Below are 15586 nucleotides of genomic sequence, written 5' to 3'. Positions count from 1 at the left end.
TTTTTGTGGGCCAAGGGACTAAGCACACATTTGTTATTCAAACGAAAAGACTAGTCTATGAGCACTGATAATAAGCAATCATTACCCGCAGTAACGCTTGCGGCGATCGGGGTTGTCTACGGTGATATCGGCACCAGCCCGCTTTATACGCTTCGTGAATGTCTGTCCGGTCAGTTTGGTTTTGGTGTAGAGCGTGACGCCGTATTTGGTTTCCTCTCGCTCATCTTCTGGCTGCTGATCCTGGTGGTCTCCCTTAAATATCTCTCTTTCGTTATGCGGGCTGATAACGCGGGCGAGGGCGGTATTCTGACCCTGATGTCCCTTGCCGGGCGCAATACGTCTGCAAGAATGACCTCCGTGCTGGTCATCATTGGCCTGATTGGCGGCAGCTTCTTCTATGGAGAAGTCGTGATTACGCCGGCGATTTCGGTAATGTCGGCCATAGAGGGGCTGGAGATTGTCGCGCCACAGCTTGATACTTGGGTGGTGCCACTCGCTATTATCGTGCTGACGTTGCTGTTTGCTATACAAAAACACGGTACCGGGCTGGTGGGTAAGCTGTTCGCGCCTATTATGCTGGCCTGGTTCCTGATCCTGGCGGCGCTGGGCTTACGCAGTATTATCGCCAACCCGGATGTCCTGCACGCGCTGAACCCATTGTGGGCGGTGCATTTCTTCCTGGAATATAAAGTGGTGTCGTTTGTGGCGCTGGGCGCGGTGGTACTTTCCATTACCGGTGTTGAAGCGCTGTATGCGGATATGGGCCACTTCGGGAAACTCCCTATTCGCGTCGCATGGTTTAGCGTGGTCTTGCCTTCACTGGTGCTGAATTACTTCGGTCAGGGCGCGCTGCTGCTTGCACACCCTGAAGCGATTAAAAACCCGTTCTTCCTGCTGGCGCCGGACTGGGCGCTGGTTCCGATGCTGATCCTGGCGACGCTGGCGACGGTCATTGCCTCTCAGGCTGTCATTTCCGGCGTATTCTCCCTGACGCGTCAGGCCGTGCGGTTGGGTTATCTCTCCCCAATGCGCATTATCCATACCTCAGAGATGGAGTCTGGCCAGATCTACATTCCGTTCGTCAACTGGCTGCTCTACTTCGCGGTGGTGATTGTCATCGTCAGCTTTGAGCACTCCAGTAATCTGGCGGCGGCGTACGGTATCGCGGTAACCGGAACGATGGTGTTGACCTCTATTCTCTCCACCACGGTGGCGTACCGTAACTGGCACTGGAATAAGTTCCTCGTGGGGCTGATCCTGGTTGGCTTCCTCTGTATCGACGTGCCGCTGTTCTCTGCGAATCTCGACAAGATTGTCTCCGGTGGCTGGCTGCCGCTGACGCTGGGTCTGGTGATGTTTATTGTGATGACGACGTGGAAGAGCGAACGTTTCCGCCTGCTGCGTCGTATGCATGAGCACGGTAACTCTCTGGAGGCCATGATCGCCTCGCTGGAGAAATCCCCACCGGTGCGCGTGCCGGGCACGGCGGTGTATATGTCTCGCGCGCTGAACGTAATCCCGTTTGCGCTGATGCATAACCTCAAGCACAACAAAGTGCTGCACGAGCGCGTGATCCTGCTGACGCTGCGTACTGAAGATGCGCCGTACGTTCACAACGTGCGTCGCGTACAGATTGAACAGCTGTCGCCAACCTTCTGGCGCGTGGTGGCAAGCTACGGCTGGCGCGAAACGCCGAACGTGGAAGAGGTGTTCCACCGCTGCGGTCTGGAAGGCCTGAGTTGCCGCATGATGGAGACGTCGTTCTTTATGTCCCACGAGTCGCTGATCATCGGCAAGCGCCCATGGTATTTGCGCCTGCGCGGCAAGCTGTATCTCATTCTGCAACGTAACGCCCTGCGTGCGCCTGACCAGTTTGAGATCCCGCCTAATCGCGTGATTGAGCTGGGGACGCAGGTCGAGATTTAAGACTCCGTGCGGGCTGATGCCCTCACCCCGACCCTCTCCCACAGGGAGAGGGTGCAACCATAAAAAACGGTAACCTGACGGTTACCGTTTTGCATTTACCTCCTCTGCATTTCACTTAGCGAAACGTTTCGACGTTGATCACAAATCCGTTACGTCATGATGGTTTTCTGAACACTTCTGCGGCTACACTGTTTTTAGCGAAACGTTTCGCTAGTGGAGCAAAAAATGAAGAAAGGCACAGTACTCAACTCAGAAATCTCATCGGTGATTTCCCGTCTTGGGCATACCGATACGCTGGTGGTTTGCGATGCAGGCTTACCGGTTCCGCGCAGCACAACCCGTATCGATATGGCGTTAACGCAGGGCGTGCCCTCGTTCATGCAGGTACTGGAAGTGGTCACCGCGGAGATGCAGGTTGAGGCGGCCATTCTCGCGGCGGAAATCAAACAACATAATCCGCAACTCCACGAAACGTTGCTCAGCCACATTGAGCAACTGCAACAGCACCAGGGAAACACCATAGAAATTCGTTACACAACGCACGAGCAGTTCAAACAACAAACCGCAGACAGTCAGGCGGTGATTCGCAGCGGGGAGTGTTCCCCGTATGCGAATATCATTCTCTGTGCTGGCGTCACCTTCTGAGGCCATCATGGACGCATTACTGCAACTCAAAGGGATCGATAAATCGTTCCCGGGCGTAAAAGCCCTCTCCGGCGCGGCGCTGAACGTCTATTCCGGGCGCGTCATGGCGCTGGTGGGCGAAAACGGCGCCGGCAAATCCACCATGATGAAAGTGCTGACCGGTATCTACCAACGCGATGCCGGTTCGCTGCTGTGGCTGGGTAAAGAGACCACCTTCAACGGCCCTAAATCCTCTCAGGAAGCGGGCATCGGCATCATCCACCAGGAGCTGAACCTGATCCCGCAGCTCACCATTGCGGAGAACATCTTCCTCGGCCGTGAGTTCGTGAACCGGTTTGGCAAAATCGACTGGAAAACCATGTATGCCGAAGCGGACAAACTGCTGGCGAAGCTGAATCTGCGCTTTAAGAGCGACCGACTGGTGGGCGACCTTTCCATCGGCGATCAGCAGATGGTGGAAATCGCGAAGGTGCTGAGCTTCGAGTCGAAGGTCATCATTATGGATGAACCGACCGACGCCCTGACCGATACCGAAACCGAATCCTTGTTCCGCGTGATCCGTGAGCTGAAATCCCAGGGCCGCGGCATTGTCTATATCTCACACCGCATGAAAGAGATCTTCGAAATCTGCGACGACGTCACCGTCTTTCGCGACGGGCAGTTTATTGCCGAGCGCGAAGTAGCAACCCTGACCGAAGATTCGCTGATCGAAATGATGGTGGGACGTAAGCTCGAAGATCAGTATCCACATCTGGAGAAAGCGCCGGGTGAGATCCGCCTGAAGGTGGATAACCTCTGCGGACCGGGCGTGAATGACGTCTCCTTTACCCTGCGCAAGGGCGAGATCCTTGGCGTCGCGGGCCTGATGGGGGCGGGGCGTACTGAACTGATGAAAGTGCTCTATGGCGCACTGCCGCGCACCAGCGGCTACGTTACCCTTGACGGCCATGAAGTGGTCACCCGCTCGCCGCAGGACGGGCTGGCGAATGGCATCGTCTATATCTCTGAAGACCGTAAGCGCGACGGCTTAGTGCTGGGCATGTCGGTAAAAGAGAACATGTCCCTGACTGCGCTAGGCTATTTCAGCCGCAGCGGCGGCAGCCTGAAACACAAAGATGAGCAGCAGGCGGTCAGCGATTTTATCCGTCTCTTTAACGTTAAAACCCCATCGATGGAGCAGGCGATTGGCCTGTTGTCCGGCGGTAATCAGCAGAAAGTGGCGATTGCCCGCGGGTTGATGACGCGCCCGAAAGTACTGATCCTCGATGAGCCCACCCGCGGCGTGGACGTGGGCGCGAAAAAAGAGATCTATCAGCTGATTAACCAGTTCAAGGCCGACGGTCTGAGCATCATTCTGGTCTCTTCCGAGATGCCAGAAGTATTAGGCATGAGCGATCGCATTATCGTCATGCATGAAGGGCATCTCGGCGGTGAATTCACTCGCGAGCAGGCCACCCAGGAAGTTCTGATGGCTGCCGCTGTGGGCAAGCTTAATCGCGTGAATCAGGAGTAAGAAGATGACTACCCAGGCTGTTTCTGGTCGCCGCTATTTCACAAAGGCATGGCTGATGGAACAAAAATCGCTGATTGCCCTGCTGGTGCTGATCGCGATTGTCTCGACCATGAGCCCGAACTTTTTTACCGTCAATAACCTGTTCAACATTCTTCAGCAGACCTCTGTCAACGCCATTATGGCGGTGGGGATGACGCTGGTGATTTTGACCTCGGGTATCGATCTGTCCGTCGGTTCCCTGCTGGCCCTCACCGGCGCGATCGCCGCGTCGATTGTCGGTATTGAGGTCAACGCGCTGGTGGCCGTTGCCGCTGCGCTGGCGGCAGGTGCGGCAATTGGCGCCGTAACCGGCGTAATTGTGGCGAAAGGTCGCGTTCAGGCGTTCATCGCCACGCTGGTGATGATGCTGCTGCTGCGCGGTGTGACCATGGTGTACACCAACGGCAGCCCGATTAATACCGGCTTTACCGATAACGCCGATCTGTTTGGCTGGTTCGGTATCGGTCGCCCGCTGGGTGTCCCGACCCCGGTCTGGATCATGGCTATCGTTTTCCTGGCGGCGTGGTACATGCTGCACCATACCCGTCTGGGTCGTTATATCTATGCGCTGGGCGGTAACGAAGCGGCAACGCGCCTGTCCGGTATCAGCGTTAATAAAGTCAAAATTATCGTTTACTCCCTGTGCGGCCTGCTGGCGTCTCTGGCGGGCATCATCGAAGTGGCGCGCCTCTCTTCCGCACAGCCAACGGCGGGTACGGGCTATGAGCTGGATGCCATCGCGGCAGTGGTTCTGGGCGGTACGAGTCTTGCGGGCGGTAAAGGTCGCATTGTTGGGACATTGATCGGCGCACTGATCCTCGGTTTCCTGAATAATGGTTTGAATTTGTTAGGTGTTTCCTCCTATTACCAGATGATCGTTAAGGCAGTGGTGATTTTGCTGGCGGTACTGGTAGACAACAAAAAACAGTAACTGACGACACTACAGGACATCTTAGATATGAACATGAAAAAACTGGCTACCCTGGTTTCTGCTGTCGCGCTGAGCGCAACCGTAAGTGCTAACGCCATGGCGAAGGACACCATCGCGCTGGTTGTCTCTACCCTGAACAACCCGTTCTTCGTCTCCCTGAAGGATGGCGCGCAGAAAGAAGCAGATAAACTGGGCTACAACCTGGTGGTGCTGGATTCTCAGAACAACCCGGCGAAAGAGCTGGCTAACGTTCAGGACTTAACCGTTCGTGGCACCAAAATCCTGCTGATCAACCCAACCGATTCCGACGCGGTCGGTAATGCCGTGAAGATGGCAAACCAGGCGAAGATCCCGGTAATCACCCTTGACCGTCAGGCAACGAAAGGGGATGTGGTCAGCCACATTGCGTCTGATAACGTACTGGGCGGTAAAATCGCCGGCGACTACATCGCGAAGAAAGCCGGTGAAGGCGCGAAAGTGATTGAGTTGCAGGGTATCGCCGGGACTTCCGCGGCCCGTGAACGTGGTGAGGGTTTCCAGCAGGCTGTAGCGGCGCACAAATTCAACGTGCTGGCGAGCCAGCCGGCAGACTTCGACCGTACAAAGGGTCTGAACGTCATGCAGAACCTGCTGACCGCGCATCCTGATGTGCAGGCGGTATTCGCACAGAACGACGAAATGGCGCTCGGTGCGCTGCGTGCGCTCCAGACTGCGGGTAAATCAGATGTGATGGTTGTCGGATTTGACGGCACGCCGGATGGTGAAAAAGCAGTAAATGATGGCAAACTGGCTGCGACCATCGCTCAGCTGCCTGAGCAGATTGGCGCGACTGGCGTGCAAACTGCCGATAAAGTGCTGAAGGGCGAAAAAGTTCAGGCCAAATATCCTGTTGACCTGAAACTGGTCATTAAGCAGTAAAGGCGATTCAGGCAGTCGCTGGCTGCCTGAGGGACACCAAATAAAAGAAAAGTGTGGCATACGCCACCGGGTAATACCGGTGGCGCTCTTAGATGGACACCTCAATACATGAAAACCGCAGGCAACCTCGTCGTCCTTGGCAGTATCAATGCCGATCACATTCTTAACCTTGAAACGTTCCCCACTCCGGGCGAAACCGTCACCGGCAATCAGTATCAGGTGGCGTTCGGCGGTAAGGGCGCAAACCAGGCGGTTGCCGCCGGACGCAGCGGGGCGAATATCGCGTTTATCGCCTGTACGGGTGATGACGATACCGGCGAGCGCGTACGCAAACAGCTCGCAAGCGACAACATCGACATCGCACCCGTCAGCGTGGTTGCAGGGGAATCTACCGGCGTGGCGCTGATTTTTGTCAATGCGGAAGGTGAGAATGTCATCGGTATTCATGCAGGGGCTAATGCCGCGTTAACGACTGAACGCGTCGAAGCGCAGCGTGGGATCATCGCCGGAGCGGAAGCCCTGCTGATGCAGCTGGAGTCACCGGTCGAAAGCGTGCTGGCCGCTGCGAAAATTGCGCATGAAAATCATACCTCTGTCGTACTTAACCCGGCACCTGCCCGTGTATTATCAGACGAGCTGCTGGCGCTGGTGGATATTATCACCCCGAACGAAACCGAAGCGGAAAAGCTGACGGGTATCCGTGTCGAAAATGATGACGATGCAGCGCGTGCCGCGCTTGCGCTGCATGATAAAGGCATCGGCACCGTGATCATCACCCTCGGCAGCCGTGGGGTGTGGGCTAGCGTCAATGGCGAAGGTCGTCGCGTGCCGGGCTTTAAGGTCAAAGCCATTGATACCATCGCCGCAGGAGACACCTTCAACGGTGCGCTGGTAACGGCGCTGCTGGAAGGAAAAGCAATGGATGACGCGATCCGCTTCGCGCATGCCGCCGCTGCGATCGCGGTGACGCGTAAAGGCGCTCAGCCTTCTGTTCCATGGCGTAAAGAGATTGATGAATTCTTAAGTCAGCAGGGGTAACGCTTGGCCACAATGAAAGATGTCGCCCGTATGGCGGGCGTTTCTACCTCGACTGTTTCCCACGTTATCAATAACGATCGCTTCGTCAGCGAGGCGATTCGGGAGAAAGTTGACGCTGCAATTAAAGAACTCAACTATGCGCCGTCCGCGCTGGCGCGCAGCCTTAAGCTTAACCAGACGCGCACCATCGGCATGCTGATCACGGCCAGTACCAATCCTTTCTATTCTGAACTGGTGCGCGGCGTGGAGCGCAGCTGCTTCGAGCGCGGCTACAGCCTGGTGCTGTGCAATACCGAAGGCGATGAGCAGCGCATGAACCGTAACCTGGAAACGCTGATGCAAAAACGCGTCGACGGGCTGCTGCTGCTCTGTACCGAAACGCATCAACCTTCGAAAGAGATCATCCAGCGCTACCCTTCTATTCCCACGGTGATGATGGACTGGGCGCCGTTCGACGGCACCAGCGATCTGATCCAGGATAACTCGCTGCTGGGCGGCGATATGGCGACTCAGCATCTGATCGATAAAGGTCATACCCGCATTGCCTGTATTACCGGCCCGCTGGATAAAACCCCGGCGCGCTTGCGTCTGGAAGGCTATCTTTCGGCCATGGAACGTGCGGGGCTTGCCATTCCTGATGGCTATCGCATCACCGGCGATTTCGAATTTAACGGTGGATTTGAAGCAATGCAGAAACTGCTGGCGCAAGAGCCGCGCCCGCAGGCGGTGTTTATCGGTAATGATGCGATGGCATTCGGAGCTTATCAGGCGCTTTATCAGGCGGGATTACGTGTCCCGGACGACATGGCGATCGTCGGTTACGATGATATCGAACTGGCGCGCTACATGACGCCGCCGCTGACCACCATCCATCAGCCGAAAGATGAACTGGGCGAGCTGGCCATCGATGTGTTGATCCACCGCATGGCCCAGCCCACGCTGCAACAGCAACGTTTGCAGCTTACTCCTGTTCTGATGGAACGCGGTTCGGTTTAGCCTTCTCTTTGTGACGCTCTTTAATCAGGTTCCGGCCGTCTTTTGGTTTTAACAACATAAAGACCACCGCCGATACCACGGTAAGCGCGCCCATGGTGATAAAGGTATAGTGGAACTGCTCAACGGTATTTGTACCGTCAAACCCTTCATAAAACCGCAGTACCGCCGCGCTTACGGCAACCCCGAGGCTGATCGACAGCTGTTGAGTGACCGCCAGTACGCTGTTGCCGCTGCTGGCATTCTCGTCGGTGAGGTCCGCAAGGGTGATGGTGTTCATCGACGTAAACTGCGTCGACATGGCCATACCCAGCACAAACAGCGGCAGGATCAGCATCCAGATTGGTAACGCCGCAGATTGCAGAGAGAACTGCGCAATCATCAATCCGATAAAGATCGTCACGCCAACCAGCGTCTTACGATAGCCAAACCAGCGCAGCACCTGCGTGACCGTCGATTTTGCCAGAATCGAGCCCATCGCCGTGGGCGCCATCATGCAGCCAGCAATCAGGGCCGGATAGCCGAAACCGACCTGGAGCATCAGCGGCATCAGGAACGGTACGCAGCCCGTGCCCAGACGCGAGGCAATATTGCCCGCGATCCCGACGGAAAACGTTCGGGTGTTAAACAGAGATAAAGAGATAAGCGGTGTCGGATGGCGACGCGCATGACGTATATATAGAAGGAACAGCAGAATCCCGCTAATGATGACGGCCAGCGCCAGCCACGTCGCTACGATTTTCTCGCCAAACAGCTCCATCCCGCTGGAGAACAGGACCAGGCTCAGGCCAAACAGGAAGAAGCCGCCCATATCGAAGCTGCGTCTTGGCGTGGTGAAGTTCGGCATATATTTACGGGCATAAATCAGCCCTGCCACACCAATCGGAATATTAATCAGGAAGATCCAGTGCCAGCTTGCCCAGGTCACCAGGACGCCGCCGAGAACCGGGCCAAGTATCGGGCCGACCAGCCCCGGCATAGTCACAAAGTTGAGCACCGGGAGCAGTTCGCTGCGCGGATAGGCGCGCAATAACGCCAGACGCGCGACGGGCATCATCATCGCGCCGCCTATCCCCTGTAGAACGCGGAAGATAACCAGTTCCGTCAGAGAGGTGGAGAGGGCGCAAGCCAGAGAACCGAGGGTGAACAACGTCACCGCCAGCATGAATACTTTACGCGTGCCGAAACGATCGGCCAGCCAGCCGCTGACCGGAATAAGCATCGCCACCGTCAGGGTGTAGCTGATGATGGCGGATTGCATCGCCAGAGGGGAGCGGTTAAGGCTTTGTGCTATGGCGGGAAGGGCGGTATTGAGGATAGTGGCATCAAGTGCCTGCATAAAGAACGCCATGGCTGCAATCCACGGCAATCCGGCCATACTGCGTGCTTTTTTCTCTGTCATTTATTTACCTGCTGGTGGGTTGGCGCGGCCAGCAACGCCTGGCACGCACTCAGGGCTCGCTGCCCGTCGCTCTCCTGAATGGCATCGACTATCGCCTGATGCAGATCCAGCTTCACCACCTCATCCTGTGTGATAGAGGTAAAGTAAGTGTGGTACACAGAATGGAATAAAGAAGCAAAGGAGGTCAGGAAAGGATTTCCGCTCATATTATAGATATGTTCATGCCAGGCCATATCGACCGCTATCCAGCGCTCGCGGTTAAAGTGCTTTTTCAGATCCACCATCTCTTCCATCAAAGTATTGAGCTGCGCTTTTTGCTCTGCTGTGCCGAGCGTGGCGGCAAGCAGACAGGCCTGAGGTTCAAGACTGCTGCGCATGACCAGAAAGTGATCGACGACCTGATTAAAGTTATCTTCGGTCATCCACCAGGTGAGCAACTCCTGATCGAGAAAGTTCCAGTTTCCCTGAGGCATAACGCGGGTGCCAATGCGCGGGCGTGGAAGCACCATCCCTTTCGCCGTCAATGTTTTTACCGCTTCGCGAACGGCTGTACGGCTAACGCCAAACTGATCTCCCAGCTCCATCTCGCTGGGCAGGATGCTACCTGGAGCATATTTACCCGCTAAGATCAGCTGCGCCAGTTTCTCTGCCAGCACATAGGACAGGTTTTTTTGAGCTGCCAGCTGTTGTGCGCTTAATGGCATCGCTTTTATTCCTTAGATATTGATGCGGCTAATTATGCCATCTCAGGTGTGATTGTGGTTGCAGATACATCAAATAGAACAATTTGTAGCTGGATCTCATCGCTTTTGGTGAAAAAAAACACGGTCAGAAATTTTTTTTTAAATTTCCTCTTGTCACTTCAGAAGAACTCCCTATAATGCGCCTCCACTGACACGGAACAACGGCACACACGCCGCCGGGTCAGCAGAGAAAAGCAAAACAAACGCTTGACTCTGAAGCGGGAAAGCGTAATATGCACACCCCGCGCCGCAGCGAAAACGAAGCGGCACTGCTCTTTAACAATTTATCAGACAATCTGTGTGGGCACTCAAAGTGACATGGATTCTTAATGTCCTCGGACACTAAATGAATACCAAGTCTCAACGAGTGAACACGTAATTCATTACGAAGTTTAATTCATTGAGCATCAAACTTTTAAATTGAAGAGTTTGATCATGGCTCAGATTGAACGCTGGCGGCAGGCCTAACACATGCAAGTCGAACGGTAACAGGAAGCAGCTTGCTGCTTCGCTGACGAGTGGCGGACGGGTGAGTAATGTCTGGGAAACTGCCTGATGGAGGGGGATAACTACTGGAAACGGTAGCTAATACCGCATAACGTCGCAAGACCAAAGAGGGGGACCTTCGGGCCTCTTGCCATCGGATGTGCCCAGATGGGATTAGCTAGTAGGTGGGGTAACGGCTCACCTAGGCGACGATCCCTAGCTGGTCTGAGAGGATGACCAGCCACACTGGAACTGAGACACGGTCCAGACTCCTACGGGAGGCAGCAGTGGGGAATATTGCACAATGGGCGCAAGCCTGATGCAGCCATGCCGCGTGTATGAAGAAGGCCTTCGGGTTGTAAAGTACTTTCAGCGGGGAGGAAGGCGATAAGGTTAATAACCTTGTCGATTGACGTTACCCGCAGAAGAAGCACCGGCTAACTCCGTGCCAGCAGCCGCGGTAATACGGAGGGTGCAAGCGTTAATCGGAATTACTGGGCGTAAAGCGCACGCAGGCGGTCTGTCAAGTCGGATGTGAAATCCCCGGGCTCAACCTGGGAACTGCATTCGAAACTGGCAGGCTAGAGTCTTGTAGAGGGGGGTAGAATTCCAGGTGTAGCGGTGAAATGCGTAGAGATCTGGAGGAATACCGGTGGCGAAGGCGGCCCCCTGGACAAAGACTGACGCTCAGGTGCGAAAGCGTGGGGAGCAAACAGGATTAGATACCCTGGTAGTCCACGCCGTAAACGATGTCGACTTGGAGGTTGTGCCCTTGAGGCGTGGCTTCCGGAGCTAACGCGTTAAGTCGACCGCCTGGGGAGTACGGCCGCAAGGTTAAAACTCAAATGAATTGACGGGGGCCCGCACAAGCGGTGGAGCATGTGGTTTAATTCGATGCAACGCGAAGAACCTTACCTACTCTTGACATCCAGAGAACTTAGCAGAGATGCTTTGGTGCCTTCGGGAACTCTGAGACAGGTGCTGCATGGCTGTCGTCAGCTCGTGTTGTGAAATGTTGGGTTAAGTCCCGCAACGAGCGCAACCCTTATCCTTTGTTGCCAGCGGTTAGGCCGGGAACTCAAAGGAGACTGCCAGTGATAAACTGGAGGAAGGTGGGGATGACGTCAAGTCATCATGGCCCTTACGAGTAGGGCTACACACGTGCTACAATGGCGCATACAAAGAGAAGCGACCTCGCGAGAGCAAGCGGACCTCATAAAGTGCGTCGTAGTCCGGATTGGAGTCTGCAACTCGACTCCATGAAGTCGGAATCGCTAGTAATCGTGGATCAGAATGCCACGGTGAATACGTTCCCGGGCCTTGTACACACCGCCCGTCACACCATGGGAGTGGGTTGCAAAAGAAGTAGGTAGCTTAACCTTCGGGAGGGCGCTTACCACTTTGTGATTCATGACTGGGGTGAAGTCGTAACAAGGTAACCGTAGGGGAACCTGCGGTTGGATCACCTCCTTACCTTAAAGAACCTGCCTTTGCAGTGCTCACACAGATTGTCTGATGAAAAGTAAATAGCAAGGCGTCTTGCGATTGAGACTGTACGTCCCCTTCGTCTAGAGGCCCAGGACACCGCCCTTTCACGGCGGTAACAGGGGTTCGAATCCCCTAGGGGACGCCACTTGCTGGTTCGTGAGTGAAAGTCACCTGCCGTCATATCTCAAAACTGACTTGCGAGTCACGTTTGAGATATTTGCTCTTTAAAAATCTGGATCAAGCTGAAAATTGAAACGACACACAGCTCATGTGTGTTCGAGTCTCTCAAATTTTCGCAATCAGAAGTGAAACATCTTCGGGTTGTGAGGTTAAGCGACTAAGCGTACACGGTGGATGCCCTGGCAGTCAGAGGCGATGAAGGACGTGCTAATCTGCGAAAAGCGCCGGCGAGGTGATATGAACCTTTGACCCGGCGATGTCCGAATGGGGAAACCCAGTGTGTTCCGACACACTATCGTTAACTGAATACATAGGTTAACGAGGCGAACCGGGGGAACTGAAACATCTAAGTACCCCGAGGAAAAGAAATCAACCGAGATTCCCCCAGTAGCGGCGAGCGAACGGGGAGCAGCCCGGAGTCTGAATCAGCTTGTGTGTTAGTGGAACGGTCTGGAAAGTCCGACGGTACAGGGTGATAGTCCCGTACACGAAAATGCACATGCTGTGAACTCGAAGAGTAGGGCGGGACACGTGGTATCCTGTCTGAATATGGGGGGACCATCCTCCAAGGCTAAATACTCCTGACTGACCGATAGTGAACCAGTACCGTGAGGGAAAGGCGAAAAGAACCCCGGCGAGGGGAGTGAAAAAGAACCTGAAACCGTGTACGTACAAGCAGTGGGAGCCTCTTTATGGGGTGACTGCGTACCTTTTGTATAATGGGTCAGCGACTTATATTCTGTAGCAAGGTTAACCGTATAGGGGAGCCGAAGGGAAACCGAGTCTTAACTGGGCGTTAAGTTGCAGGGTATAGACCCGAAACCCGGTGATCTAGCCATGGGCAGGTTGAAGGTTGGGTAACACTAACTGGAGGACCGAACCGACTAATGTTGAAAAATTAGCGGATGACCTGTGGCTGGGGGTGAAAGGCCAATCAAACCGGGAGATAGCTGGTTCTCCCCGAAAGCTATTTAGGTAGCGCCTCGTGAACTCATCTTCGGGGGTAGAGCACTGTTTCGGCTAGGGGGCCATCCCGGCTTACCAACCCGATGCAAACTACGAATACCGAAGAATGTTATCACGGGAGACACACGGCGGGTGCTAACGTCCGTCGTGAAGAGGGAAACAACCCAGACCGCCAGCTAAGGTCCCAAAGTCATGGTTAAGTGGGAAACGATGTGGGAAGGCACAGACAGCCAGGATGTTGGCTTAGAAGCAGCCATCATTTAAAGAAAGCGTAATAGCTCACTGGTCGAGTCGGCCTGCGCGGAAGATGTAACGGGGCTAAACCATGCACCGAAGCTGCGGCAGCGACGCTTATGCGTTGTTGGGTAGGGGAGCGTTCTGTAAGCCGTTGAAGGTGTGCTGTGAGGCATGCTGGAGGTATCAGAAGTGCGAATGCTGACATAAGTAACGATAAAGCGGGTGAAAAGCCCGCTCGCCGGAAGACCAAGGGTTCCTGTCCAACGTTAATCGGGGCAGGGTGAGTCGACCCCTAAGGCGAGGCCGAAAGGCGTAGTCGATGGGAAACAGGTTAATATTCCTGTACTTGGTGTTACTGCGAAGGGGGGACGGAGAAGGCTATGTCAGCCGGGCGACGGTTGTCCCGGTTTAAGCATGTAGGCGGAGGTTCCAGGTAAATCCGGTACCTTGTTAACGCTGAGGTGTGATGACGAGGCACTACGGTGCTGAAGTGATAAATGCCCTGCTTCCAGGAAAAGCCTCTAAGCATCAGGTAACACGAAATCGTACCCCAAACCGACACAGGTGGTCAGGTAGAGAATACCAAGGCGCTTGAGAGAACTCGGGTGAAGGAACTAGGCAAAATGGTGCCGTAACTTCGGGAGAAGGCACGCTGATATGTAGGTGAAGTCCCTGCGGACGGAGCTGAAATCAGTCGAAGATACCAGCTGGCTGCAACTGTTTATTAAAAACACAGCACTGTGCAAACACGAAAGTGGACGTATACGGTGTGACGCCTGCCCGGTGCCGGAAGGTTAATTGATGGGGTCAGCGGCAACGCGAAGCTCTTGATCGAAGCCCCGGTAAACGGCGGCCGTAACTATAACGGTCCTAAGGTAGCGAAATTCCTTGTCGGGTAAGTTCCGACCTGCACGAATGGCGTAATGATGGCCAGGCTGTCTCCACCCGAGACTCAGTGAAATTGAACTCGCTGTGAAGATGCAGTGTACCCGCGGCAAGACGGAAAGACCCCGTGAACCTTTACTATAGCTTGACACTGAACACTGGTCCTTGATGTGTAGGATAGGTGGGAGGCTTTGAAGCGTGGACGCCAGTCTGCGTGGAGCCATCCTTGAAATACCACCCTTTAATGGCTGGTGTTCTAACGTAGACCCGTGATCCGGGTTGCGGACAGTGTCTGGTGGGTAGTTTGACTGGGGCGGTCTCCTCCCAAAGAGTAACGGAGGAGCACGAAGGTTGGCTAATCCTGGTCGGACATCAGGAGGTTAGTGCAATGGCATAAGCCAGCTTGACTGCGAGCGTGACGGCGCGAGCAGGTGCGAAAGCAGGTCATAGTGATCCGGTGGTTCTGAATGGAAGGGCCATCGCTCAACGGATAAAAGGTACTCCGGGGATAACAGGCTGATACCGCCCAAGAGTTCATATCGACGGCGGTGTTTGGCACCTCGATGTCGGCTCATCACATCCTGGGGCTGAAGTAGGTCCCAAGGGTATGGCTGTTCGCCATTTAAAGTGGTACGCGAGCTGGGTTTAGAACGTCGTGAGACAGTTCGGTCCCTATCTGCCGTGGGCGCTGGAGAATTGAGGGGGGCTGCTCCTAGTACGAGAGGACCGGAGTGGACGCATCACTGGTGTTCGGGTTGTCATGCCAATGGCACTGCCCGGTAGCTAAATGCGGAAGAGATAAGTGCTGAAAGCATCTAAGCACGAAACTTGCCCCGAGATGAGTTCTCCCTGAGACTTTAAGTCTCCTGAAGGAACGTTGAAGACGACGACGTTGATAGGTCGGGTGTGTAAGCGCAGCGATGCGTTGAGCTAACCGATACTAATGAACCGTGAGGCTTAACCTTACAACGCCGAAGGTGTTTTGGCGAAGAGACAGACACGATTTTCAGCCTGATACAGATTAAACAGAATTTGCCTGGCGGCTTTAGCGCGGTGGTCCCACCTGACCCCATGCCGAACTCAGAAGTGAAACGCCGTAGCGCCGATGGTAGTGTGGGGTCTCCCCATGTGAGAGTAGGGAACTGCCAGGCATCAAACAAGTGAAGAGGCCATCCGCAAGGATGGCCTTTTTGCGT

Annotated in this window: 9 protein-coding genes, 1 tRNA gene and 3 rRNA genes; 11 read left to right on the top strand and 2 right to left on the bottom strand. The window is 54.7% G+C overall.

Annotated elements, in window-relative coordinates; genetic code table 11:
* Positions 1–57 precede the first annotated feature (57 nt).
* From kup to rbsR, 7 genes are all read left to right on the top strand, one after another.
* Complete coding sequence (gene kup, locus RY075_RS23080) at positions 58–1926, top strand: low affinity potassium transporter Kup (protein ID WP_003862390.1); 1869 nt, start codon at positions 58–60, stop codon at positions 1924–1926.
* Positions 1927–2151: 225 nt separating this feature from the next.
* Entirely contained in the window at positions 2152–2571 is a 420-nt protein-coding gene (gene rbsD / locus RY075_RS23075) for a D-ribose pyranase (RefSeq protein WP_003862392.1), read from the top strand.
* A gap of 7 nt (positions 2572–2578) precedes the next feature.
* Complete coding sequence (gene rbsA, locus RY075_RS23070) at positions 2579–4084, top strand: ribose ABC transporter ATP-binding protein RbsA (RefSeq protein ID WP_003862393.1); 1506 nt, start codon at positions 2579–2581, stop codon at positions 4082–4084.
* A 4-nt stretch (positions 4085–4088) separates the two neighbouring features.
* Positions 4089–5054: a ribose ABC transporter permease gene (gene rbsC / locus RY075_RS23065; RefSeq protein ID WP_003862395.1), complete on the top strand. Its 966-nt coding sequence runs from the start codon at positions 4089–4091 to the stop codon at positions 5052–5054.
* Positions 5055–5081: 27 nt separating this feature from the next.
* Positions 5082–5972 carry a ribose ABC transporter substrate-binding protein RbsB gene (gene rbsB, locus RY075_RS23060; RefSeq protein ID WP_003862397.1) on the top strand — a complete coding sequence of 297 codons (891 nt, stop codon included), beginning with the start codon at positions 5082–5084 and terminating at the stop codon, positions 5970–5972.
* Between the two features lie 108 nt (positions 5973–6080).
* The gene (rbsK, locus tag RY075_RS23055; RefSeq protein ID WP_003862399.1) at positions 6081–7010 is read left to right on the top strand and encodes a ribokinase; all 930 of its coding nucleotides are present in this window, start codon (positions 6081–6083) and stop codon (positions 7008–7010) included.
* A gap of 3 nt (positions 7011–7013) precedes the next feature.
* Entirely contained in the window at positions 7014–8006 is a 993-nt protein-coding gene (gene rbsR, locus RY075_RS23050; protein ID WP_003862402.1) for a ribose operon transcriptional repressor RbsR, read from the top strand.
* Here rbsR and mdtD read toward each other — a convergent pair.
* Both mdtD and RY075_RS23040 read right to left on the bottom strand, forming a co-directional pair.
* Positions 7972–9405, bottom strand: a complete 1434-nt coding sequence (gene mdtD, locus RY075_RS23045) for a multidrug transporter subunit MdtD (RefSeq protein ID WP_045895400.1) — start codon at positions 9403–9405, stop codon at positions 7972–7974. The two genes, rbsR and mdtD, sit on opposite strands and share 35 nt — an antisense overlap.
* On the bottom strand, positions 9402–10109 hold the full coding sequence (locus tag RY075_RS23040) for a FadR/GntR family transcriptional regulator (protein WP_003862405.1): 708 nt from the start codon (positions 10107–10109) through the stop codon (positions 9402–9404). The genes mdtD and RY075_RS23040 overlap by 4 nt, the downstream gene beginning before the upstream one ends.
* Positions 10110–10565: 456 nt before the next feature.
* On the opposite strand from RY075_RS23040, the gene RY075_RS23035 reads away from it, so the two are divergent.
* From RY075_RS23035 to rrf, 4 genes are all read left to right on the top strand, one after another.
* A 16S ribosomal RNA gene (locus RY075_RS23035) occupies positions 10566–12107 on the top strand.
* Between the two features lie 84 nt (positions 12108–12191).
* Positions 12192–12267: transfer RNA gene (locus tag RY075_RS23030), tRNA-Glu, on the top strand.
* Positions 12268–12449: 182 nt separating this feature from the next.
* Positions 12450–15355: ribosomal RNA gene (locus RY075_RS23025) — 23S ribosomal RNA — on the top strand.
* Between the two features lie 70 nt (positions 15356–15425).
* Positions 15426–15541, top strand: a 5S ribosomal RNA gene (rrf, locus tag RY075_RS23020).
* Together the 16S, 23S and 5S rRNA genes with 1 tRNA gene alongside form the textbook arrangement of a ribosomal RNA operon.
* Positions 15542–15586 lie beyond the last annotated feature (45 nt).

Origin of the sequence: Enterobacter sp. JJBC (assembly GCF_036936505.1) — a bacterium.
Classification (GTDB): Bacteria; Pseudomonadota; Gammaproteobacteria; order Enterobacterales; family Enterobacteriaceae; genus Enterobacter; species Enterobacter hormaechei_C.
The sequence above is the reverse complement of the archived record's forward strand: the minus strand, read 5'-3'. Positions and strand labels throughout refer to the sequence as shown.